This window comes from Variovorax sp. 679, assembly GCF_003952185.1.
Classification (GTDB): Bacteria; Pseudomonadota; Gammaproteobacteria; order Burkholderiales; family Burkholderiaceae_C; genus Variovorax.
Genome location: NZ_RXFS01000007.1, coordinates 108,073 through 128,642 on the forward strand (window position 1 = coordinate 108,073; position 20,570 = coordinate 128,642).

Below are 20,570 nucleotides of genomic sequence, written 5' to 3' on the forward strand. Positions count from 1 at the left end.
TCGTCTTACTTCAGCGGCTGGATCGGCAGCGGCGTGGCGTAGGGCTCGATGCGCAGCGCATCGTTCTTGAAAACCACGATCTGCCTGAGCGGCGCCTGCACCAGCGCGCCGCCCGCGTCCTTGCTCGAGGCGTACTGCCAGAGCGTGAGCTGACCCTTGGCCGTGAGCTGCGCGGCCAGCCGTTCCACGGCAGGGCCCGAGCCGGCGCCGAGCAGTGCGGCATCGGCGCCCACGATCACCTCGTCGCGCGACGAGACCACCTTGAAGAGCTGGACACCGGACGCGGCTGCCTGGGCCCGCACGGAGCGCACCGCCAGCGCGGCGGGTACGAGCATCGCGAACGCAATGAGGGTGCGGCGGCGGGGCAGTGTCCTGATCTTCATGGGAGCAAGCGTAGCCACGCGCGTGCGTGCCGGCCATTCACCGGAAGCCATACACCGGCCGGCCGCTATCCGCTACGCTTGCCGTCCGTCTCCAACGCCGTTGCTGCATCCACATGACCGACGCATCACAACTTTCGCCCTACACCGCCCGCTATCCCTCTCTGGCCGGGCGCACTGTGTTCATCTCCGGCGGCGCCAGCGGCATCGGTGAATCGCTGGTACGGGCCTTTCATGTGCAGGGCGCGAAGGTCGGCTTCTGCGACCTCGACACGGCTGCCGGCAACGCGCTCGCGGCGCAGCTGCAGGGGCAGCATCCGGCGTTGTTCGTGCGCTGCGACGTGACCGACACGGCCGCCCTCGCCGCCGCCATCGATGCGGTGCGCCAGCGCTTCGGGCCGGTCTCGGTGCTGCTGAACAACGCGGCCAACGACCGCCGCCACGAGATGGCCGACGTGACCGACGAGGACTTCGACCGCCTCGTGGCCGTCAACTTCAAACACCAGTTCTTCGCCGCGCAGGCGGTGGCCGACGACATGCGCGCGCTGGGCGGCGGATCGATCGTCAACTTCGGTTCCATCAGCTGGATGATCAAGGGCAAGGGCTACCCGGTGTACCAGGCCTGCAAGGCGGCGGCACGCGGCCTCACGCGCTCGCTGGCGCGCGACCTTGGCAAGCAGAACATCCGAGTGAATTCGATCGTGCCGGGCTGGGTGATGACCGAGCGGCAGATCAAGCTGTGGGTCAAGCCCGAGTCGGGCGCGGAGATCGATGCGGCGCAATGCCTGCCGGGGCGCGTGATGGCCGAGGACATCGCGGCGATGGCGCTGTTCTTGGCGGCGGACGATTCGCGCATGTGCACCGCGCAAGACTACGTGGTGGATGCCGGCTGGACCTGAAGCCTTTCGCCCTCTCCATAAAGCAAAAAAGCCCGGCATGCCGGGCTTTCCTGTCTGCGCTGCGAGCGGATCAGTCGCGAAGTTCCGCCGGAACCGTACCGCCGTTGGCAGCCAGCTTGGTCATGACCTGGCGGTGCAGCCAGATGTTCATCTTGGCGCTGTCGCTGGTGTCTTCACCGTAGCTCAGCTCGGCGGCCAACTGCTTGCGCGCGTCGAGGCTGCTGTCCAGGCCCAGCAGCTTCATCAGGTCGACGATGGAGGTGCGCCAGTTCAGGCTGCTCGCACCGGGCATGGCGTCGAGCACGGCGGCCACGTCGCCCAGCGGAATGGCGGGCGGCGGCGCTGCCACGGCGGGTGCGGGTGCATCGGCTGGCGCCGCGGCGGCGGGGGCAGGCGCGGGGGCCTCAGCGGCTTTGGCGCCCGGGAAGATCTTGGAAAGGATGCTGCCAAAAATGCTCATGCGAATGCTCCGTTGAAGAGGTGGCTGGGAAGGCTGCGGCAACATTTGTGTCGCAGCGGGCGGTTGTAGCACGACCGTGCGGCGTGCCCGCTACACGGTGTGTCGATCGTTCCGCCAGCCGTGACCGAATTCGCAGACTACGCCTCGGCCGTGTCCAGCGGCGGCAGCACGCGCGGCGCGGCCGAGGTGCCGCAGGCGTGGCAGAACTTCGAGAACGCGCTCTTGCGCGTGTCGCACTTGCCGCAGTGGTCGAACAGGCCGATGCCGCAGTGCGGGCAGAAGTCGATCTCGTTGTTCTTCAGGTCCACCGGACGCTCGCAGCCCGGGCACACGCTCTTGGCCAGGCGCGCGAGCGCGGTGTCGTAGCTGAGTTCCTCGCGCCGCACCTGGTCGGGCTGCTGCTCGGCCAGCTTCTGCTTCGCGAGATAGCTGTTGAGCGCGACGATGGCGTAGCGCCCCACCAGCACCGTGAGCACGATGCCCACCACGTAGCGCACATAGCCGCCGTAGCTCGGCAGGTAGGGCACCAGCTCGACGAAGAAGGCGAACAGCGCGAAGAAGATGAAGCCCCACACGAACGGCCAGTAGGTGCTCTTGCGCTTCTTCGCGAAGAGCCAGCCGGCCACCACCAGCAGCGGCAGCGTGAGCGCCAGCCGGTAGGCGAACACGCGCAACTCGATGCGGCGATATTCGGCGTCGAGCTTGCGCTGCGCCTCGTACTCCAGCACCGACAGCGCCGTGCGCGCGCCCTGCTCGGCCTGGCGCGCGTCGAGCGCGATCTGCTGCTGCGCATTGACCTTGCGCTGCAGCTCCTCTTCCTTCTGCTTGAAGGCGTCGAGCGCCTTGGTGCGCGCGATGAGCTCGGTGTCCTGGTCGGGCTGCGCGGTGGCGCGCCGCGTGGAAAGCCAGTTGCCGAAGGTCTCGCGCGCGTTCGCGCTGGCCTGCTGCGCGGCGTTGAGCTGCAGGCGGATCTGGTCGAGGTCGCGCGCGGCCTGCAGCTCGGCGGCTTCCGAGGCCTTGATGGTGGCGCGCAGCGGCTCGGCCCTTGGCTTGTCGATGAAGTCGTCGAGCTGGCGCACCCGCTCGACCTGCGGCAGGTCGCTCACCACGGTGCTGCCGAGCCCGATGAGGAAGCTCGCGAACACCAGCGCCACCAGCCAGAGGCCGCGGCGGAACCATTTCTCGGAAAGTCTCAGGGACTTGCTCATGTTGTTTTCTCCTTGTTCTTTCTCACTGGAGCTTCAGTGTCACCGGCGCCGCGCCCAACCCGGCACGCGGCATCCAGGCGAACACCGAGTCGACCGTCACCGTCTCGATGCGGTCCGAAAAGCGCTTGTCGTTCGGATGATCGTCGAAAGCCACGTTGGCCGAACCCACCCGCCCGCCCAGCCGCGTGAGCGGGCCCAGCTTCAGCGTGGTGGGCTCGTAGCCCTTGAACTGCATCCATGCCTGCGCCTGCGCGCGGTTGGCGATGGTGGCGGGCTCCACGGCTGCGGCGAGCGTCTCCATGGCCCACTGGTTCGACTGCTGGTACTTGCGGCCCCACACGTAGCTCACGATGCTGTAGGGCTCGACATGCAGCCGCACGATGCGCGCGGGCGATTCGTTGAGCGCGGCCAGCAGTTGCGCCTGCACCTCGGGCGTGGGCACCACCCACGCGGCCTCGTAGCGCCACGGGTCGTCGAGGAAGAACTCGCCGAGCCCCTGGCGGTAGACCTCGGCGATGGCGGTGCCGCACTGGTTGAGCTTGTGCACCACGCGCCACGGGCCGGCCTCGGTCCTGTAGGCAAAGCCCAGGTGCGAATAGCGCAGGCCGTACTTGCTCAGGTCCTGCCCGGCGCGCGCGAGGATCACCACGCGCGCGCCGCTGGCGTCGAGCGCCTGCGAGGTGCGCTCGGCCATCCGCATGCCCTTGACGATCACGTCGGGCGTGGGCTTGACCTGCTCGCAGGAGCGGCCGGCCTGCGCCTGCATCGGCAGCAAGGCCGCCACGACGGCCAGCGCGAGCAGAGGCGCCAGCGCGCGGTTCACGACAACCTCTCGTTGTGGAGCAGCGCGCGGCCGATGGCGTTGGGCACGAAGGCCAGAACCTCGCCGGCTGCCGACAGCACGACACCCGAGCCGATCACGGTGACGAGGACGCTGGTGCCCACCGCCTTCGCCGTGCCTTCGGCCACCCGGCCCGAGACCTTGATGCTGGCGCGCGCGCCGTCGGAGGCGCGTTCGAGCACGTACACCGTGCCGTCGACCGAGGCCTCGACAGCGACCACGGCGAGCGTCGAGCCGCCCACCGACAGCGCGGCAGGCAGCGCGACCGCCGTGGTTGCCGAGGCTCCGACGGCCGAGCCCGCGACCACCACCGACGCCACTGGCATCAGCGAGAGGGCGAGCGAGGCGTCGCTCTGCGCATTGGCTTGCATGGGAACCGCGACACCGGCGAAGGCAGTGCTGGCGGCGACGAGGGCGGCGGCAATCGACTTCCTGATCATGATGGGTCTCCGTTCTTCGGTCGTGTGGATCATTCGGCGGCGGCAGCGGCGGCGGCTTCTGCGCGCGCCATGCGGCGGCCCTGCATCCGGGCTTCGGCCAGGTCGGCCTCATGGCGGTCGCGCAGCGTCTTGGCCAGCGTGAAGGCCGAGCTGATGAGGAACAGCCAGCTCACGCCCAGGAAGGCCTTGTAGGCCTCGTTGATCTCCATGCGCACGAGGCCCCAGCCGGTCAGGCCCATCGCGATGAAGAAGCTGCCCCAGACGACCAGCTTCCACATCGGCACGTCGCGGCTGGCTTCAGCGCCGCGCTCGGCCGCCTGCTGGTTGTCGCGCACGAACTTCGACAGCATGAAGGCGGTGCTCAGGCAGAACACGTAGCCCATCACCATGAACGCCCGGTCCAGCGCCTCGTCCGGCAGCCAGCTCAGGCCGGTGGCGCACAGGAAGACGGCGATCGCGAACGAGGTCCAGGCCTGGAACTGCCAGGCCCGCGTGTCGCGCTGGATGAAGACGGTCGTGGAGGATGAGAGGGGTTGCATGTGTGCCTCGCGGCGTAGTGAAGGTGAGCGAATGATGGTTCGCTCCCGCACCGCGAGGCTTGAATGCTTGCACCAGTTGCGGTTTTCGGCTCCGCTGGTATCCGCAAGAGATACTTTTCGGGGGCTCAGGCGCCCAGCAGGGCGCTCACACGCTGGCGCAGCGACTCGGGCTGCACTTCGGCCGACGGCACGGGGGCGCCGACGTTCAGGCCCACGCGGCTGAAGAAGCCGCGGCGGAAAGGCTTGGCCATGGCCACCTGCTCGCCGCCGCGCAGCTCGATGCGGCTGAAGTACGAGCCCCAGAGGTTGGTCAGCGCCATCGGGATCACCGGCGGCTCGATGCCTTCGGCGCGCGCCCCCTCGATGATCTTCATCACCCCGCCCTTGAAGGGCTGCAGCGTGCCGTCGCGCGTGATCGCACCCTCGGGGAAGATGGCGAGCAGGTCACCCTCGCGCAGCACGTCCAGCGCCTTGGCGAAGGCCGCCTCGTAGGCCGCGGGGTCTTCCTTCTGCGGCGCGATGGGGATCGCCTTGGCCAGCTTGAACAACCAGCCCAGCACCGGCACCTTGAAGATGCGATGGTCCATGATGAAGCGGATCGGCCGCGGGCTCGCCGCCATCAGCAGCACCGCGTCGATGAAGCTCACGTGGTTGCACACCAGCACGGCCGCGCCCTCGGTGGGAATGTGCGTCTCGCCCTTGATGTCGAAGCGGTAGACGAAGCGCGACAGCACCCAGGCCACGAAGCGCAGCAGGTACTCCGGCACCAGCATGAAGATGTAGAACGCCACCACCGCGTTCGCGATGCCGGTGAACAAAAAGATCTGCGGAATCGTGAAGCCCGCGCCCAGCAGCGCGCCCGCGATGACCGAGCTGCCGATCATGAAGAGCGCATTGAGGATGTTGTTCGCCGCGATGATCCGCGCGCGGTGCGTGGGCTGGCTGCGCAGCTGGATCAGCGCGTACATCGGCACGCTGTAGAGGCCAGCGAACAGCGACAGCAGCGCCAGGTCGGCCATCACGCGCCAGTGCGCGGTCTGGTGCACGAAGGTGCCGATGCCCATGTCGTGCGTGGCGGGAGCGAGCCCGCGCGAGGCGAAGTACAGGTCGATCGCGAACACGCTCATGCCGATAGCGCCCAGCGGCACCAGGCCGATTTCCACCTGCCGGCGGCTCAGCGTCTCGCACAGGAGCGAGCCGACGCCAATGCCCACCGAGAACACCACCAGCAGCAGCGAGGCCACCTGCTCGTCGCCGTGCAGCACTTCCTTGGCGAAGCTCGGGAACTGGCTCAGGAACACCGCGCCGAAGAACCACATCCACGAAATGCCCAGCAGCGAGCGGAACACCACCACGTTCTCGTTCGCGAGCTTGAGGTTGCGCCAGGTCTCGCTGACCGGGTTCCAGTTGATGACCAGCCCCGGGTCGGTGGCCGGCGCGGTCGGAATGGCCTGCGCCACGCCGCGGCCGACCAGCGCCAGCAGCACGCAGCCCACGGCCACGCTGGTGTGGCCGATCTGCGGCACCGCCACCAGAAGACCGCCCGCCACCTGCCCGAGCAGGATGGCGACGAAGGTGCCCATCTCGACCATGCCGTTGCCGCCCGTGAGCTCGCGCGCGTCGAGCACCTGCGGCAGGTAGGCGAACTTGACCGGCCCGAACAGCGTGGAGTGCAGCCCCATGAGGAACACGCAGCCCAGCAGCACCACCGCGTTGGCCGTGACGAAGCCCCAGGCGGCGATCAGCATGATCACGATCTCGAGATCCTTGACGAAGCGGATCATCTTCGTCTTGTCGAACTTGTCGGTGAGCTGGCCGGAGGTGGCCGAGAACAGCAAAAACGGCAGGATGAACAGCGCTCCGATCACCAGGCCCGCCATGGAAGGCGGCATCCAGCTCAGCTGGAGCTGGTAGGTCACCATGACGGTGAAGGCGAACTTGAAGAGGTTGTCGTTCGCCGCGCCGGCGAACTGGGTCCAGAAGAAGGGCGCGAAGCGCCGCTGCCCGAGGAGCGCGAACTGGTTGGCGTGGGCGTTCTCCTCGTGGACCACGGGCGTGGCTGCGGCAGCGGCGGGATTTGTCATTCGAAGAGTGCTCCTCATGCGGCCACGGCGGCGGCGCCCGGATTGTGCCGCAGCGCGGCTTCCCAGCGCATCTCCAGCTTGCGCAGCGCGAACACCACGGGCAGCCCGGCGAACGAGGCCGCCAGGTGCTTGAGCGTGTGGCCCGAAACCGTGTGCTGCGTGAACTCGTAGATCTGGTGGTCGGCCATCTCGAAGGCCTTGGCCAGCACGTAGAAGAAGATGACCCAGCCCAGCTTCAGGCCGACCGACTTGCGCATCGGCGAGGCCAGCGCCAGCGTCAGCACCAGCGCCATGCCGCCGAACTGCACCAGCGCCCAGGGCATGACGTTGCCGGTTTCCTGGAACACCTCAGCCGAGAGCAGGCCGGCCGTCAGCACGAACCAGGCGGCGGGCCAGCCGGCGCGCTGGCTCACCCGCTCGCAGACCGCCACCCCGATCAGCCCGGCGAAGGCCACCGCCATGCCGGCGCGGTCCGCCGCGAGCCGGGGGCCGTCGGGCACGAGGTGATAGAAGGCGGAGCCCGCGGCGGTGGCGATCAGGCCGGCGAAGAAGAGCCAGGCGCAGTCCAGCGTGTTGTCCGGCGGGTCGCTCGCGGGCGGGGCCAGCGGGAACTGCGACAGCGCCTCCTGGTGCGAGCGGTCGATGCGGTTGAGCCGGTACAGGCCCCACAGGCCGATCACCACGAAGGGGATGTTGCTCAGCACGTCCATGGCGTTGGGCAGCCCGTGCCAGGCGCGGTTGTCGGCGAACACCGAGGCGATGGCGATGTCGGCGGCCGGCAGCTCGGGGCCGAAGAAGGCGATCAGCGCGAGCAGTGCGAAGGTGAAAAGCAACCCGCGTTCGCGGCGGCTGAGAGAGGGCAGAAGCATGGCGGTCCTCGGTGGGTGGTCTGTACGAGTCGCGGAATTTAGGGGCGCGGCGCTCTGCAGGCATCGAGAATCGATACGAGGCATTAATTCACACCTGACGGTATCTCCACTTGATACTCCCCGCCGCCCGTGTACGCTTCCGGCCCATGAGTACCACCGTCGATCTCGTCCAAGCCCTCAAGAACGAACTCAAGAGCGCCCGCATGACCTACGCCGACCTGGCACGGTCGCTCGACATGGCCGAATCCAGCGTCAAGCGGATGCTGGCCAAGAGCGACATGCCGCTGTCGCGCGTGGACGCGATCTGCCGGGCGCTGAAGATCGATTTCGCCGAGCTGGCGCGCCGCGTGGCCGACGCCCAGCCGCTCTTGAAGGAGCTGACGCACGAGCAGGAAAAGGCCGTGGTCAAGGACAAGAAGCTGCTGCTGGTGGCCATCAGCGTGCTGAGCCAGTGGACGCTGGAGCAGATCGTGGCGGCCTACCGCGTGAGCGAGGCCGAGTGCATCGGCTTCCTGGCGCAGCTGGACCGCATCGGCATCATCGAGCTGCGCCCGCTCAACCGGTATCGCCTGAAGCTCGCCAAGACCTTCCGCTGGCGGCCGCACGGTCCGGTGATGGAGTTCTTCCGCGAGAACGTGGTGCTCGACTACTACAAGGGCGGCTTCGACGGCCCGGCCGAGGGCCTGCTGCTGGTGCACGGCCAGATCAGCCGCTCGCTGGCGCCCGCCTTCCTGGAACGCCTGCAGCGCGTGGCGCAGGACTTCGCCCAGCAACACCAGACCGACCAGAAACTGGCCGCCAAGGACCGCGAGGGCTACACGCTGCTGCTGGGGATGCGGAACTGGGAGTTCGAGGCTTTTACCCGCCTCCGTAGAGCCTGAGGCTCAGGGCCTGGCCGCTTCCAGGGTGTCGCGCATGGCGCGCGCGGCGTTTTTGGCCGCCTCGGCGAAATCGTCGCCCGACGACGCGTAGATGATCGCCCGCGACGAGTTCACGACGATCGGCGCATCGGCGCGCCAGCCGGCACGCACCGTGGCAACCGCATCGCCGCCCTGGGCGCCGACGCCCGGAATCAGCAGCGGCACCGTCGGCGCGAGCTCGCGCACGCGCTCGATCTCGGCGGGGTAGGTCGCGCCCACCACCAGCCCGAGCTGGCCGTTCAGGTTCCACGGCCCCTGCGCCAGCCTGGCGACGTGCTCGTACAGGAAGGGCTGCCCCTCGACGTCCGCCAGACGCTGGCCCTGCAGGTCGGAGCCGCCCGGGTTGCTGGTGCGGCACAGCAGGAAGGCGCCCTTGCCCTCGTGCTTGAGGTACGGCGCGACCGAGTCGAAGCCCATGAAGGGCGACAGCGTGACCGCGTCGGCGCCGTAGCGGTCGAAGGCTTCCAGGGCGTACTGCTCGGCGGTGGAGCCGATGTCGCCGCGCTTGGCGTCGAGGATCGTGGGCACATGGGGCGCGTTGCGGCGCATGTGCTCCATGAGCTGTTCGAGCTGGGCTTCGGCGCGGTGGGCCGCGAAGTAGGCGATCTGCGGCTTGAATGCGATGACCAGGTCGGCCGTCGCGTCGACGATGCGGGCGCAGAAATCGAAGATGCGGCTGGCGTCGCCCTTGAACTGCCCCGGGAACCTGGCGGGCTCCGGATCGAGCCCCACGCAGAGCAGGGAGCCGTTTTTTTGCTGTGCGGCGGCCAGCTTGTCGAGAAAAGTCATGAGGCCCGATTTTAGGCGGCCCGCCTCCCGCCCTCAGTTCGGGGCGGGCGTGTGCTGTTCGGCCGCCAGGCAGAGGTCGGCCCAGGCGCGGGCCTTGTCGGCCGGATTGCGCAGCAGGTACGCCGGGTGATAGGTCGCCACCACCGACGCGCCGCCCACGGAATCCAGCGGCACGACGCGGCCGCGCAGCTTGCCCAGCGGGTCGCCGCTGCGCATCAGGCTCTGCGCCGCCAGCGGGCCCATCGCCAGCACGACGCGCGGGGCGAGCGCCGCGGCGTGCTCGCCGAAGGCTTCATCCATGGCGCGGGGGCTGCCGGGCTGGCCGGCGGCCACGCCGCGGTGGGTGCGCATGAGGTGCACGGGCGTGCCGCCATCGTGCAGCTTCAGGGCGCGCAGCATGTTGTCGAGCAGGCGGCCGGCGTCGCCCGCGAAGGGCTCGCCGTGGCGGCCATCGGCCTCGGGCGGCATGTCGGCCACGACCAGCCAGCCGCCCTGCGCGGATCCGGCTGCGCCGGCCTCGGCATAGAGGCGGCACGGCGCCTCGACCAGCACGGCCGCGCCCTGCGAGAGCGGCGCCGCGGCCGGGCGGGCAGAGGGTGCGGGTGCCGCGGCAGGTCGTGCGACGGGTGCCGGTGCTGCCACGGGCGCTTCGACCGGCATGCGCTCTTCGACCACAGCCACTTCTTCTTCGGCAACCGCCACCGCTTCGGGCTCGGCCGGCGCAGCAGCAGCCACTTCGACCGCCTCGGGCACCGGCCACCAGACCTTCACGCCCATCTCGTCGAGCATCGCGCGCTGTCGGGCGTCGAGCTTCAATGTCTGTACCGCACTCATCGCAAGGCTCCCCAGGCGGAGCCTGTTTCGTTCAAACGCAGGCTCATGACGACGGCGTCCTCGCGCTTGCCGTCGTGCGCCGGGTAGTAGCCCTTGCGCACGCCGACGCTGCGAAAGCCCTGGCGCATGTAGATGTCGAGCGCGCGCTGGTTGCTCTGGCGTACTTCGAGCCAGAGCCACTGCGCGCCCTCGGCGCGCGACCAGCCGCCCAGCGCCTCGAGCATGAGCGGCGCCCAGCCCTGGCGCTGGAAGGCCGGCGCCACGGTGATGTTCAGCAGGTGCACCTCGTCGACGCCCTTCATGGCGACGAAGTAGCCGATCAGCGTTTCGCCCAGCGTGGTGACCGGCGAATCGACGCCCGGCGCCGTGCCGGGGGCCAGCAGGCACTGGCAGTGATAGCCCACCGCCATCGAATCGGTGAAGTTGGCGCGCGTCCAGGGATGGCTGTAGGCCGTCTGCTCGACCGCGCAGACGGCATCGATCCGCTCGACGGTGAGCGGTTCGAGGCGGGCTTCGACGGGTTGGAGGACGGCGCTCATGCGGGGTCTGGCGGCGGGGTCAGTGAGCGGCGGCCGCCTTGATGGCGGCGCGCTCCTCGGTGGTTTGCGCCACTTTATCGCGAACGTAGAGCGGCCAGGCCTGCGCGGGCGGCACGGTGCGCCCGGCCGCGAGCAGCGCGGGGGCCAGCCGAAGCATGGCGGTGGCGGTCGGCAGCGCCTCGTGGCGGGCGGCGGCCGGGGCCAGGCGCGGGCCGTAGGCGGCGAAGGCATTGCCGGCGAGCGCCCAGCCGGCGGGCACTTCGAGGGCTTCGGGCGACAGCAGCAGGGGCTCGTCGTTGCCACCGATCGGGCCATCGGCCGCGAAGTCGTAGCGCGCCGCGTAGATCTGGTCCATGCGGGCGTCGAGCACCGCCACCACCTGCTGCGCGCCGGAGGCATGACGCGCCTCTTCAGCCACGGCGAGCAGCGTATCGACCGGCAGCAGCGGCACCTTGGCGCCGAAAGCCAGCCCCTGGGCCACCGAGCAGGCGGTGCGCAGCCCGGTGAAGGAGCCGGGGCCGCGGCCGAAGACGATGGCGTCGAGCTCGGCCAGCGCGAGGCCGGCATCGCCCAGCAACTGGCGGATCAGCGGAAGCAGGGTGCTCGATGCCTGCGCGCCGCCAGCGCCGTTGTGCGCCAGCAGCCTGTCGCCGTGCAGCACGGCCACGGACAGGTGTTCGGTGCTGGTGTCGAAGGCGAGCAGCTTGGGCGAGACGGGGGACATCCCCCGATTATCGAGGGGCGGGCAATCCCCAGGGTCATGCGCCGTTGTTGTCGCTGCGCAAGATGGTCAGCCCCGCCTGCCGCAGCGGCGCCAGCGCCCTGGCGGGCGCGTCCGGCGATACCAGCAGGCTGGCGGCCGAGGTGACGGGGTTCACCACCCATGCCGACGCCGCGCCGAGCTTTTCCGACGAGGCCAGCACCACCGTCTCGGCCGCCGACGCCATCAGCGCGCGCTTGATCTCGGCCTCTTCCAGGTCGCCCGTGGTCAGCCCGGCCTCGGCGTGCACGCCGGTGACGCCCATGAAATACGTGTCGGCGTGGATGCGCGCGATGGCCGCCATCGCCGCCGAGCCCACCGCCACCATCGAATGCCTGAAGAGCCGCCCGCCGACCAGCACCACTTCCACGCTCGCATGCGACGCCAGCTCGACCGCCACCGAGGGGCTGTGCGTGACCACCGTGGCCTGCAGGTTCGCCGGCAGGTGGCGCGCGAGCTGCACTGCCGTGGTTCCGCCGTCGATGAAAACCACCTGCCCCGGCTTCACGAGGCGCGCGGCGGCGCGGCCGATGGCGATCTTTTCGTCGGGCACGAGCTGCTGGCGACCCGCGAAGTCGGCCTCTGCCGCCGCGACCGGCAGCGCGCCGCCGTGCACGCGCTGCAGCAGGCCCTCGGCCGCCAGCTCGCGCAGGTCGCGGCGGATGGTGTCTTCCGACAGGCCCAGTTCTTCGCTGAGCGACTTCGCGACGACGTTGCCGTCGCGCTGCAGGACCGAGAGGATGTGTTGCTTGCGCTGGCTGGTGAGCATCGCCCGATGGTATCGACTTGTGCCGTCGTTTGCACGTTTTTTCTTGTTTTTGCACGAACGTGCGCATATGCTCGCCGCCATGACCATCCACGACCGCGTCCGGGTGCACGAAGTCACCCTCCTTTCCGACAACTGGTACACGTTGCGCACCACCGCCTTCGACTGGCGGCGCAACGACGGCCAGTGGCAACGCATGCACCGCGAGACCTACGACCGCGGCAACGGCGCCACGCTGCTGGCCTACAACCTCGCGCAGCGCACCGTGCTGCTCACGCGCCAGTTCCGCTACCCGGCCTTCGTCAACGGTCACGACGACCTGCTGATCGAGGCCGCCGCCGGCCTGCTGGACAACGCGGCGCCCGAGGAGCGCATCCGCGCGGAGGTGGAGGAAGAACTCGGCTACCGGCTCGGCGAGGTGCGCAAGATCTTCGAGAGCTTCATGAGCCCGGGCTCGGTTACCGAGAAGCTGCATTTCTTCGTCGCGCCCTACGAGCCCTCGATGCGCATCGGCGCGGGCGGCGGGCTGGCCGAGGAAGGCGAGGACATCGAGGTGCTCGAACTCGGCATCGACGAGGCGCTGGCCATGGTGGCCGACGGCCGCATCGCCGACGCCAAGACGGTGATGCTGCTGTATCACGCGAAGCTGCACGTTTTCCCGCCGGGATAATGGGCGGATGCCTCTTGCCTTCCGTCGCGCCGCCTGCGCCCTGATCCTTACGACGCTGGCCCCGGCCGGCGTGTTCGCCCAGCAAGCCCTCCCAACCCAGGTCGAAGCCGCCCTCGCCCGCGCCAAGGTTCCGCGCGAGTCCGTGACCATGCTGGTGGCCGAGGCCGACGGCACGCGCCAGCCGCGCCTTGCGTGGCGCACGCAGGCGCCGGTGAACCCCGCGTCGATCATGAAGCTGGTGACCACCTACGCCGCGCTCGACCTGCTCGGCGCGGCCTACAACTGGACCACGCCGGTCTACGTCGAAGGCACGGTGAACAACGGCGTGCTCAACGGCAATCTCTACATCAAGGGCCAGGGCGATCCGAAGCTGGTGCTGGAGCGCATGTGGCTGCTGCTGCGCCACGTGCAGGGACTGGGCATCACCACCGTGAGCGGCGACATCGTGATCGACCGCAGCGCCTTCGAGACCACGGTCGAGGGCGACCCCGCCGCCTTCGACGGCGAGCCGCTGCGCCCCTACAACGCCTCGCCCGACGCGCTGCTCGTCAACTTCAAGTCGGTCAACATGACCTTCTCGCCCGACCGCGCCGGACAGATCGCGCGGGTGAGCTACGAGCCCCCGCTCGCGAGCGTGGTGATGCCGCAGACCGTGGCGATCGTGCCCGGCGAATGTGGCGACTGGCGTGCCGCGCTGCGCACCGACTTCAGCGACGTGAACCGCATCCGCTTCAACGGCGGCTTCCCCTCCGGCTGCGGCGAGAAAAGCTGGGCCGTGGCGTATGGCGACCCGCGCACCTACGCCATGCGCGCCATCGGCGGCATGTGGGCCGAGATGGGCGGGCGCGTGGGCGGGCAGATGCGCGAGGGGCGCGTGCCGGCGGGGCTGAAGCCGGCCTTCGAGTTCGAGTCGCCGCCGCTGGCCGAGGTGATCCGCGACATCAACAAGTACAGCAACAACGTGATGGCGCAGCAGCTGTTCCTCACGATCGGGCTCACGCAGAAGAACCGCGGCACCTTCGAGGCCTCGCGCTCGGCGCTGGGCCAATGGTGGCGCGAGCGCATCGGCACGGGCGAGGCGCAGCCGGTGTTCGAGAACGGCTCGGGCCTGTCGCGCGACGAGCGCATCAGCGCCGCCGCGCTCGGCAGGATGCTGCAGGTGGCGTGGCGCTCGCCGGTGATGCCGGAGCTGATGTCCTCGCTGCCGGCCATGGGCGTGGACGGCACGCTGAAGAAGCGCACGCTGCGCTCGGGCGGCTCGGCGCACCTGAAGACGGGCACGCTGCGCGACGCCTCGGGCGTGGCCGGCTACGTGGACGGCGCGAGCGGGCGGCGCTACGTGCTGGTGGCGATCGCCAACGGCGAGAACGCCGGAGCCGCGCGCGCGGCCTTCGACGCGCTGGTCGACTGGGCCTCGCAGGACAACTGAAGGCCGGTGGCTGGTTCGTAGCCCTGTGTACTGAAGTCTTCTGAGGGCAAACGCCCGCTTGCGCGCGGGCATGCCCCTGCACAGAATCGGACGGTCGTTCTATTCCGTACAAGACCAACGCAGGAGACATGCCTTGAACCAGCCACACCTTCTCCCGTCAGTTCCGACACGCAAGACGGCCGCCCTGGCGGCGCTCTCGGGCGCGACCCTGCTGCTGCTCGCCGCCTGCGGCGGCGGTGGTGGAGGCGGGGGCATAGGCATCGGAGTGGGCGTTCCGCCACCCGCCGTCGACAACGGCCGCGGCTCGGTGGTCTCCGACCCGCCCACGCTGACCGCAGCGCTGTCGGCCAGCCAGTTCGCCACCAGCCTGCAGGCCAGCGACCAGGGCAAGGCGCTGCTGCAGGTGGCTGGCGCCCCCAAGTGCGGCATCGACCTGCGCTACCTCGAATACCGCACCGTCGGCGCAAAGAACGAGGCCACCAACGCCACCGCCGCGATCATGGTGCCCACGGGCACCGACGTGGCCTGCAGCGGCCAGCGCCCGGTGGTGCTCTATGCCCACGGCACCACCGCCGCCAAGGCCTACAACCTGGCCAAGTGGACCGACAGCACCCAGCCCGCCGCCGGCGAGGGCCTGATGGTCGCCGCCATGTTCGCGGCGCAGGGCTTCATCGTGGTGGCGCCCAACTACGCGGGCTACGACAAGTCGACGCTGCCCTACCACCCGTACCTCAACGGCGACCAGCAGGGCAAGGACATGGTCGACGCGCTCACCGCCGCGCGCAAGACCTTCTCGGGCATCAACGCGAACGATGCCGGCTCGCTCTTCATCACCGGCTACTCGCAGGGCGGCTACGTGGCGATGGCGGCGCACCGCGAGATGCAGGCCACCGGCAAGACGGTCACGGCCTCGGCGCCGCTGTCGGCGCCATCGGCCATCAGCCTGCTGACCGACTACACCTACCTGGGCTGGCCGGCGCTGGGCTCCACGCTGTTCGTGCCGCTGCTGTCGACCAGCTGGCAGCAGCAGTTCGGCAACGTCTACAGCTCCACCAGCGACGTCTACGAGGCCCAGTACGCCACCGGCATCGACACCCTGCTGCCGAGCACCTCGCCCGGCACGCTGTTCACCAGCGGCAAGCTGCCGCAGCTCGCGCTGTTCCCGGCGGACGCCAAGCCGGGGCCGCTGACCTCGGATCTGAAAATCTTCTACGGCCCCAACAACCTCATCAAGCAGAGCTTCCTGACGCTGGCGGCGGGCGACATCCAGTCCAACCCCTGCCCCGGCAACGCACTGCCGGACACGACGGCCTCGCGGGGCACCACCACGCCGCTTGACTGCAAGCCGTCGACCGGCTTCCGCAAGGCCGCGATCGCCAACGACCTGCGCAACTGGGCGCCGACCCGGCCGATGCTGATGTGCGGCGGCGCCAACGACCCGACGGTGAACTTCGCGAGCACCCGCGCCACCTCGGGCTACTTCCGCGCCAGGGGCGTGCCGGCCGCCGCACTGGCGGTGGTCGACCTGGAGGATTCGGCCGCGATCGACGCCTACTCGACGGCCCGCGCCGGCTTCGCGCAGGCCAAGTCGCTGCTGGCGCAAAGCACGCCGGGCAGCGCAACGGACAAGGCGCAGGCGGTCACGCTGGCGTACCACGGCACGCTGGCGCCGCCGTTCTGCCTGGCATCGGCCCGTGGCTTCTTCCAGGGTGTACTGGCCGCCGGAGGATAGGGCTCGCCCCCAGGCTGCGCGCACTTCGTGCGCTTCGCCAACCCCCTACCGGGGGCAACACCAGTGGCCCGGCAAAGCCGGTTCCACGGTGTTTCTGGATCAAGCGGCCGACGCCCTTTGAAGGCGGTCTTTCACGCCTTCCCACTCGTGCGTGTCGGGCGGCGTCTCCACCCAGATCAGCTTGACGCCCTGCGCGTCGAACTCGCGCAGCACCGCGAACAGCAGCTGCGCGCTCGCTGCCGCATCGTCGGGCATGCGCCGCAGCACCACGCGCTGCGAGCGGCTGCGCACCGCGGCGCGCGACCATACGGCAATGTGCGCGGCGTTCGCGCCCAGCACGTCGAGGCCGGTCTGGATCGCCTTGGCATCCATCAGCCGCACCTTGGCGTTCGGCGCGTAGTGCGCCTCGAGCGTGCCGGAGGCGCGCGGATCGGGCGTTTCGAGCACTTCGCGGTCGGCAAGCTTCTCGCCGCAGGCAGCCTCGATCTCGGCACGCGTGATGAGGCCGGGGCGCAGCAGCACGGGCGCGCCGCGGCTGCAGTCGACGATGGTCGACTCGATGCCGACGTCGCAGGCGCCGCCGTCGATCACCAGCAGGTCGTCGCCGAATTCGTCGTGCACGTGCTGAGCCGTGGTCGGGCTGACGCGACCGAAGCGGTTGGCGCTGGGCCCCGCAACGCCGGGCACGCCCTGCTCGGCGCAGGCTTCCAGCAGCGCCTGCGCCACCGGATGCGAGGGGCAGCGCAGGCCGATGGTGTCCTGCCCGCCGGCGGCCGCCGCGCCCACGCCGGGCTGGCGCGTGACGATCAGCGTGAGCGGCCCGGGCCAGAAGGCCTGCACCAGCTTCTGCGCGAAGGGCGGCAGCGGCTGGGCGAAGCGCGAGAGCGATTCGGTGCCCTTGATGCCGGCCGCCACGTGGACGATCAGCGGATGGTCGGAGGGCCGGCCCTTGGCCTCGAAGATGCCGGCCACGGCCGTGTCGCTGCTCGCGTCCGCCCCCAGGCCGTAGACGGTCTCGGTCGGGAAGGCCACCAGCCCGCCCGCGCGCAGCACGCGCGCCGCCTCGGCGATGGCTTCGGGGGAGCGGCCGTCGAGGATCATGCGAGGTCGGCGGTGGTCACCGCCGGCAGGCCCAGCAGCAGCGCGGCCTGCGAGGCCGTGGCGCGCACCGCTTCGAGCGTGGCGCCGGTGAGCGTGAGGTGGCCCATCTTCCGGCCACGGCGCGGCTCCATCTTTCCGTAGAGGTGCAGGTGCGCGCCCGGCAGCGCGAGCACTTCGCCCCAGCGCGGCGGCACGGGCTTGTCGCCGCCCGCGGTGAACCACAGGTCGCCCAGCAGGTTGAGCATGATCGCGGGGCTGTGCTGGCGCGGTGCCGCCAGCGGCAGGCCGGCGAGCGTGCGCACCTGCAGCTCGAACTGCGACACGTCACAGGCTTCCATCGTGTAGTGGCCGCTGTTGTGCGGACGCGGCGCCATCTCGTTGACGACCAGCGAGCCGTCGGCCAGCGCGAAGAACTCGACGCACAGCACGCCCACGTAGCCCAGGCCGTTGGCGATGCTCTTTGCCGAATTGACCGCGCCCTGCGCCACCGTCTTGGGCATGTTCTGCGGGTGCACCTCGGTGACGGCCAGGATGCCGTCGCGGTGCAGGTTGCGCTGCGGCGGGAAGTGCACGATCTGGCCGTCGCGGCCGCGCGCGAGGATGACCGAGCATTCGAATTCGAGCGGCAGCATCTTCTCGAGCACGCAAGGCACGCAGCCCGTGGCCTGCCAGGCGTCGACCAGTTCGGCGCGCGTCTTCACGCGCTGCTGGCCCTTGCCGTCGTAGCCCAGGCGCGCGGTCTTCAGGATGCCGGGCAGCAGGTTGTCGTCGACGGCGGCGAGCTGGGCGGCGGTTTCGATGACGGCGTAGGGCGCGCAGGGCACGCCGCAGCGGGTGAAGTGCGCCTTCTCGGCGATGCGGTCCTGCGCGATGGCGATGGCCGGCGCGGCGGGAGACACCGGTCGCGCCACCGCGAGGTGCTCCAGCGAGGGCGCGGGCACGTTCTCGAACTCGGTGGTCACCGCGTCGGCCAGGCCGGCGAGGCGGGCGAGGCCGTCGATGTCGTCGTAGTCGGTGTGGATGTGGTGGTGGCTCACGCGGCCGGCGGGGCTGTCGGTGTCGGGGTCGAGCACCGCCGTGAAGTAGCCCATGCGCTGGGCGGCGTGGGCGAACATGCGCCCCAGCTGTCCGCCGCCGAGCACGCCGAGCGTGGCGCCCGGGAGGATGGGCAGGTCGCCGTTCTTGCTGCTCACAGGGCACCTCCGCCTTGCGGCGAGAAAGGAGACACGGGGGGCGCCTCGCCAGCGGGGGCCGGGGGCAGGGTCATGGCCTCGGCGGCTGCCGTCTGCGCGGCGCGGAAGGCGTCGAGCTTCGCGCGCAGCGCCGGGTTGTTCACCGCCAGCATGGCCACCGCGAACAGCGCCGCGTTGGCCGCGCCCGCGTTGCCGATGGCGAAGGTGGCGACCGGCACGCCCTTGGGCATCTGCACGATGCTGTAGAGCGAATCGACGCCCTGCAGGTGGCGGCTCGCCACCGGCACGCCCAGCACCGGCACCGTGGTCTTGGAGGCCAGCATGCCCGGCAGGTGGGCCGCGCCGCCCGCGCCCGCGATGATCGCGGCGAGGCCGCGCCCGGCTGCCGTTTCGGCGTATTCGAAGAGCGTATCGGGCATCCGGTGGGCCGAGACCACCCTGGCTTCGTGCCCGATTCCGAATTGCTGGAGAATCTCGACCGCGTTGCGCATCGTCTCCCAATCGGAGTTCGAGCCCATCACTACACCGACCTGAATGGTTTCGTTCATGGTTTCAATTTTACGTTTCACCCCCAGCTGGTTCCGATGATCGACATCACTCTCGAAAATTTCCAGGCCGAACTGATCGAAGGCTCGGTCGCCACGCCGGTGCTGCTGGACATCTGGGCCGAATGGTGCGGCCCCTGCAAGCAGCTGGGCCCGGTGCTCGAAAAGCTCGAAGTCGAGTATGGCGGGCGCTTCACGCTGGCCAAGCTCGACGCCGACAAGGTGCCGCAGATTTCCTCGCAGCTGTCCGAGATGTTCGGAGTGCGCAGCATCCCGTTCTGCGTGATGTTCAAGGACGGCCAGCCGGTGGACGGCTTCGTCGGCGCCATCCCGGCCGACAAGGTCCGCGAATTCCTCGACAAGCACGTGCCCGACGCCGACGAGGCCGAGGCCGCCTCGCAGGAAGCCGCCGCCCAGGAGGCGCTGGCCGGTGGCGACACCGAGGGCGCGCTCGAGAAGCTGCAGCACGCCGTGGCCACCGATCCGGCCAACGACGACGCCCGCTTCGACTACATCAAGCTGCTGCTGCAGGAAGGCCGCATCGACGATGCCAAGGTGGCCTTCGCCCCGGTGATCGCCAAGACCACGGTGGTGCGCCGCTTCGACGCGCTGCAGCGCTGGATGGACGCTATCGATTTCGCAGCACCGGTAACAGGCGCCGCACCCTCGATCGCCGACTTCGACGCGAAGATTGCTGCCAACAAGCGCGACTTCGACGCCCGCTTCGGCCGCGCTCGCCTGCTGATGGCCGCGCAGCGCTGGACCGACGCCATGGACGAGCTGCTCGACATCCTGATGCGCGACAAGACCTGGAGCGAGGACCTGGCCCGCAAGACCTACATCGCCGTCCTCGACCTGATCGAGCCGCCGAAGGTGAAGGTTGCCGACGGGCAGATTCCGCCGGACGACCCGGTGGTGGCCACCTACCGGCGCCGGCTCAGCAGCATCGTGCTGAGCTGATCTACCCGAGCCAAGGCAAGCGACCCCCGGGGTCGCTTTTTTCATGGTCCGGCGGCGAAGAAGCGCGACATTGGCGAGCCCCGCGCCGTCGCATACGATCACGCCCGATTCAACTTGTTGCAGATCTGATCTGAAAAGGAAAGACCGGCCATGCGCTCATTCGCCCGCCTCGCCCGCCGCATCGCGCCTTCCGCCCTCGCGGCGGCGGCACTGACGACCGCCCTGACCGGCTGCGGGAGCGGCATCAGCCTCGACGAACCGATCGAAGGCCCGGCGTGGCAACTGGTTCAGCTGGGCGACGAACCGGTCGCGCCGGGTAATGGCGCGCAGGTGCAGTTCGACCGCAGCAGCGGGCGGGTGAGCGGCTCGGGCGGCTGCAACCGCATCTCGGGCACCTTCACGCGCACCGGCGTCACGCTGAAGATCGGCCAGATGGCATCGACCCGCATGGCCTGCACCGACCCGACGCGCGGCGCCAACGAGGCCCAGTTCATCTCGGCGCTGCAAAGCACCGCGAGCTACCGGCTGGCGGGGCCGAACCGGCTGGCGCTGCTGGACGGCAACGGGCGGACGGCGGCGCTGCTGAGCAGCGGCGGGGGGCGCTGAGGCGCC

At 69.7% G+C, this 20,570-nt stretch carries 23 protein-coding genes; 7 read left to right on the forward strand and 16 right to left on the reverse strand.

What is annotated here, in order from left to right:
- Positions 1–5: 5 nt before the first annotated feature.
- A complete protein-coding gene (locus tag EJO71_RS18920; RefSeq protein WP_125950479.1) occupies positions 6–383 on the reverse strand; it encodes a hypothetical protein in 378 nt (125 codons plus the stop codon).
- Between the two features lie 113 nt (positions 384–496).
- Between EJO71_RS18920 and EJO71_RS18925 the strand changes: the two genes are divergently transcribed.
- Positions 497–1,279, forward strand: a complete 783-nt coding sequence (locus tag EJO71_RS18925; RefSeq protein ID WP_125950478.1) for an SDR family oxidoreductase — start codon at positions 497–499, stop codon at positions 1,277–1,279.
- A 70-nt stretch (positions 1,280–1,349) separates the two neighbouring features.
- On the opposite strand, the gene EJO71_RS18930 is transcribed toward EJO71_RS18925, so the two are convergent.
- The 7 genes from EJO71_RS18930 to EJO71_RS18960 all read right to left on the reverse strand — a co-directional run bounded on the left by EJO71_RS18930 (position 1,350) and on the right by EJO71_RS18960 (position 7,720).
- Positions 1,350–1,739, reverse strand: a complete 390-nt coding sequence (locus EJO71_RS18930) for a DUF3597 domain-containing protein (RefSeq protein WP_125950477.1) — start codon at positions 1,737–1,739, stop codon at positions 1,350–1,352.
- A 137-nt stretch (positions 1,740–1,876) separates the two neighbouring features.
- Positions 1,877–2,947, reverse strand: a complete 1,071-nt coding sequence (locus EJO71_RS18935) for a zinc ribbon domain-containing protein (protein ID WP_125950476.1) — start codon at positions 2,945–2,947, stop codon at positions 1,877–1,879.
- 22 nt (positions 2,948–2,969) lie between these two features.
- Positions 2,970–3,770: a DUF2145 domain-containing protein gene (locus EJO71_RS18940; RefSeq protein ID WP_125950475.1), complete on the reverse strand. Its 801-nt coding sequence runs from the start codon at positions 3,768–3,770 to the stop codon at positions 2,970–2,972.
- Entirely contained in the window at positions 3,767–4,228 is a 462-nt protein-coding gene (locus tag EJO71_RS18945) for a hypothetical protein (RefSeq protein ID WP_171022473.1), read from the reverse strand. The genes EJO71_RS18940 and EJO71_RS18945 overlap by 4 nt, the downstream gene beginning before the upstream one ends.
- 29 nt (positions 4,229–4,257) lie before the next feature.
- Positions 4,258–4,767 (reverse strand): YiaA/YiaB family inner membrane protein, encoded by a 510-nt coding sequence (locus EJO71_RS18950; RefSeq protein WP_125950473.1) that lies wholly within the window; start codon positions 4,765–4,767, stop codon positions 4,258–4,260.
- A gap of 125 nt (positions 4,768–4,892) precedes the next feature.
- On the reverse strand, positions 4,893–6,851 hold the full coding sequence (locus EJO71_RS18955) for an MFS transporter (protein ID WP_125950472.1): 1,959 nt from the start codon (positions 6,849–6,851) through the stop codon (positions 4,893–4,895).
- Between the two features lie 14 nt (positions 6,852–6,865).
- Complete coding sequence (locus tag EJO71_RS18960; protein WP_125950471.1) at positions 6,866–7,720, reverse strand: hypothetical protein; 855 nt, start codon at positions 7,718–7,720, stop codon at positions 6,866–6,868.
- Between the two features lie 146 nt (positions 7,721–7,866).
- Here EJO71_RS18960 and EJO71_RS18965 point away from each other — a divergent pair, with 146 nt between their 5' ends.
- A complete protein-coding gene (locus tag EJO71_RS18965) occupies positions 7,867–8,601 on the forward strand; it encodes a helix-turn-helix transcriptional regulator (protein ID WP_125950470.1) in 735 nt (244 codons plus the stop codon).
- 3 nt (positions 8,602–8,604) lie between these two features.
- Here EJO71_RS18965 and pyrF read toward each other — a convergent pair whose 3' ends face one another.
- The 5 genes from pyrF to EJO71_RS18990 are packed head-to-tail and all read right to left on the reverse strand — an operon-like array spanning position 8,605 to position 12,331.
- Positions 8,605–9,429 carry an orotidine-5'-phosphate decarboxylase gene (gene pyrF / locus EJO71_RS18970; protein ID WP_125950469.1) on the reverse strand — a complete coding sequence of 275 codons (825 nt, stop codon included), beginning with the start codon at positions 9,427–9,429 and terminating at the stop codon, positions 8,605–8,607.
- Between the two features lie 33 nt (positions 9,430–9,462).
- Entirely contained in the window at positions 9,463–10,263 is an 801-nt protein-coding gene (locus EJO71_RS18975) for a uracil-DNA glycosylase family protein (protein ID WP_125950468.1), read from the reverse strand.
- Positions 10,260–10,802 carry a ribosomal protein S18-alanine N-acetyltransferase gene (gene rimI / locus EJO71_RS18980; RefSeq protein ID WP_125950467.1) on the reverse strand — a complete coding sequence of 181 codons (543 nt, stop codon included), beginning with the start codon at positions 10,800–10,802 and terminating at the stop codon, positions 10,260–10,262. Before rimI ends, EJO71_RS18975 begins: the two co-directional genes overlap by 4 nt.
- A gap of 19 nt (positions 10,803–10,821) precedes the next feature.
- The gene (tsaB, locus tag EJO71_RS18985; RefSeq protein WP_125950466.1) at positions 10,822–11,526 is read right to left on the reverse strand and encodes a tRNA (adenosine(37)-N6)-threonylcarbamoyltransferase complex dimerization subunit type 1 TsaB; all 705 of its coding nucleotides are present in this window, start codon (positions 11,524–11,526) and stop codon (positions 10,822–10,824) included.
- Positions 11,527–11,560: 34 nt separating this feature from the next.
- Complete coding sequence (locus tag EJO71_RS18990; protein ID WP_125950465.1) at positions 11,561–12,331, reverse strand: DeoR/GlpR family DNA-binding transcription regulator; 771 nt, start codon at positions 12,329–12,331, stop codon at positions 11,561–11,563.
- 79 nt (positions 12,332–12,410) lie between these two features.
- On the opposite strand from EJO71_RS18990, the gene EJO71_RS18995 reads away from it, so the two are divergent.
- From EJO71_RS18995 to EJO71_RS19005, 3 genes are all read left to right on the forward strand, one after another.
- Positions 12,411–12,998 (forward strand): GDP-mannose pyrophosphatase, encoded by a 588-nt coding sequence (locus tag EJO71_RS18995; RefSeq protein ID WP_125950464.1) that lies wholly within the window; start codon positions 12,411–12,413, stop codon positions 12,996–12,998.
- A 7-nt stretch (positions 12,999–13,005) separates the two neighbouring features.
- On the forward strand, positions 13,006–14,427 hold the full coding sequence (dacB, locus tag EJO71_RS19000) for a D-alanyl-D-alanine carboxypeptidase/D-alanyl-D-alanine-endopeptidase (protein ID WP_125950463.1): 1,422 nt from the start codon (positions 13,006–13,008) through the stop codon (positions 14,425–14,427).
- Positions 14,428–14,560: 133 nt separating this feature from the next.
- Entirely contained in the window at positions 14,561–16,159 is a 1,599-nt protein-coding gene (locus EJO71_RS19005; protein WP_240651460.1) for a prolyl oligopeptidase family serine peptidase, read from the forward strand.
- 99 nt (positions 16,160–16,258) lie between these two features.
- On the opposite strand, the gene EJO71_RS19010 is transcribed toward EJO71_RS19005, so the two are convergent.
- From EJO71_RS19010 to purE, 3 genes are read right to left on the reverse strand one after another with little or no spacing between them, the layout of a single operon-like run.
- Positions 16,259–17,260: an L-threonylcarbamoyladenylate synthase gene (locus EJO71_RS19010; RefSeq protein WP_125950461.1), complete on the reverse strand. Its 1,002-nt coding sequence runs from the start codon at positions 17,258–17,260 to the stop codon at positions 16,259–16,261.
- Positions 17,257–18,453: a 5-(carboxyamino)imidazole ribonucleotide synthase gene (locus EJO71_RS19015; protein ID WP_125950460.1), complete on the reverse strand. Its 1,197-nt coding sequence runs from the start codon at positions 18,451–18,453 to the stop codon at positions 17,257–17,259. The genes EJO71_RS19010 and EJO71_RS19015 overlap by 4 nt, the downstream gene beginning before the upstream one ends.
- Positions 18,450–19,001, reverse strand: coding sequence for a 5-(carboxyamino)imidazole ribonucleotide mutase (purE, locus tag EJO71_RS19020; protein WP_125950459.1), 552 nt, complete (start codon positions 18,999–19,001; stop codon positions 18,450–18,452). Before purE ends, EJO71_RS19015 begins: the two co-directional genes overlap by 4 nt.
- A 36-nt stretch (positions 19,002–19,037) precedes the next feature.
- Here purE and EJO71_RS19025 point away from each other — a divergent pair, with 36 nt between their 5' ends.
- Both EJO71_RS19025 and EJO71_RS19030 read left to right on the forward strand, forming a co-directional pair.
- Positions 19,038–19,958 (forward strand): tetratricopeptide repeat protein, encoded by a 921-nt coding sequence (locus tag EJO71_RS19025; protein WP_125950458.1) that lies wholly within the window; start codon positions 19,038–19,040, stop codon positions 19,956–19,958.
- Between the two features lie 150 nt (positions 19,959–20,108).
- Positions 20,109–20,564: an META domain-containing protein gene (locus EJO71_RS19030; RefSeq protein ID WP_125950457.1), complete on the forward strand. Its 456-nt coding sequence runs from the start codon at positions 20,109–20,111 to the stop codon at positions 20,562–20,564.
- Positions 20,565–20,570 lie beyond the last annotated feature (6 nt).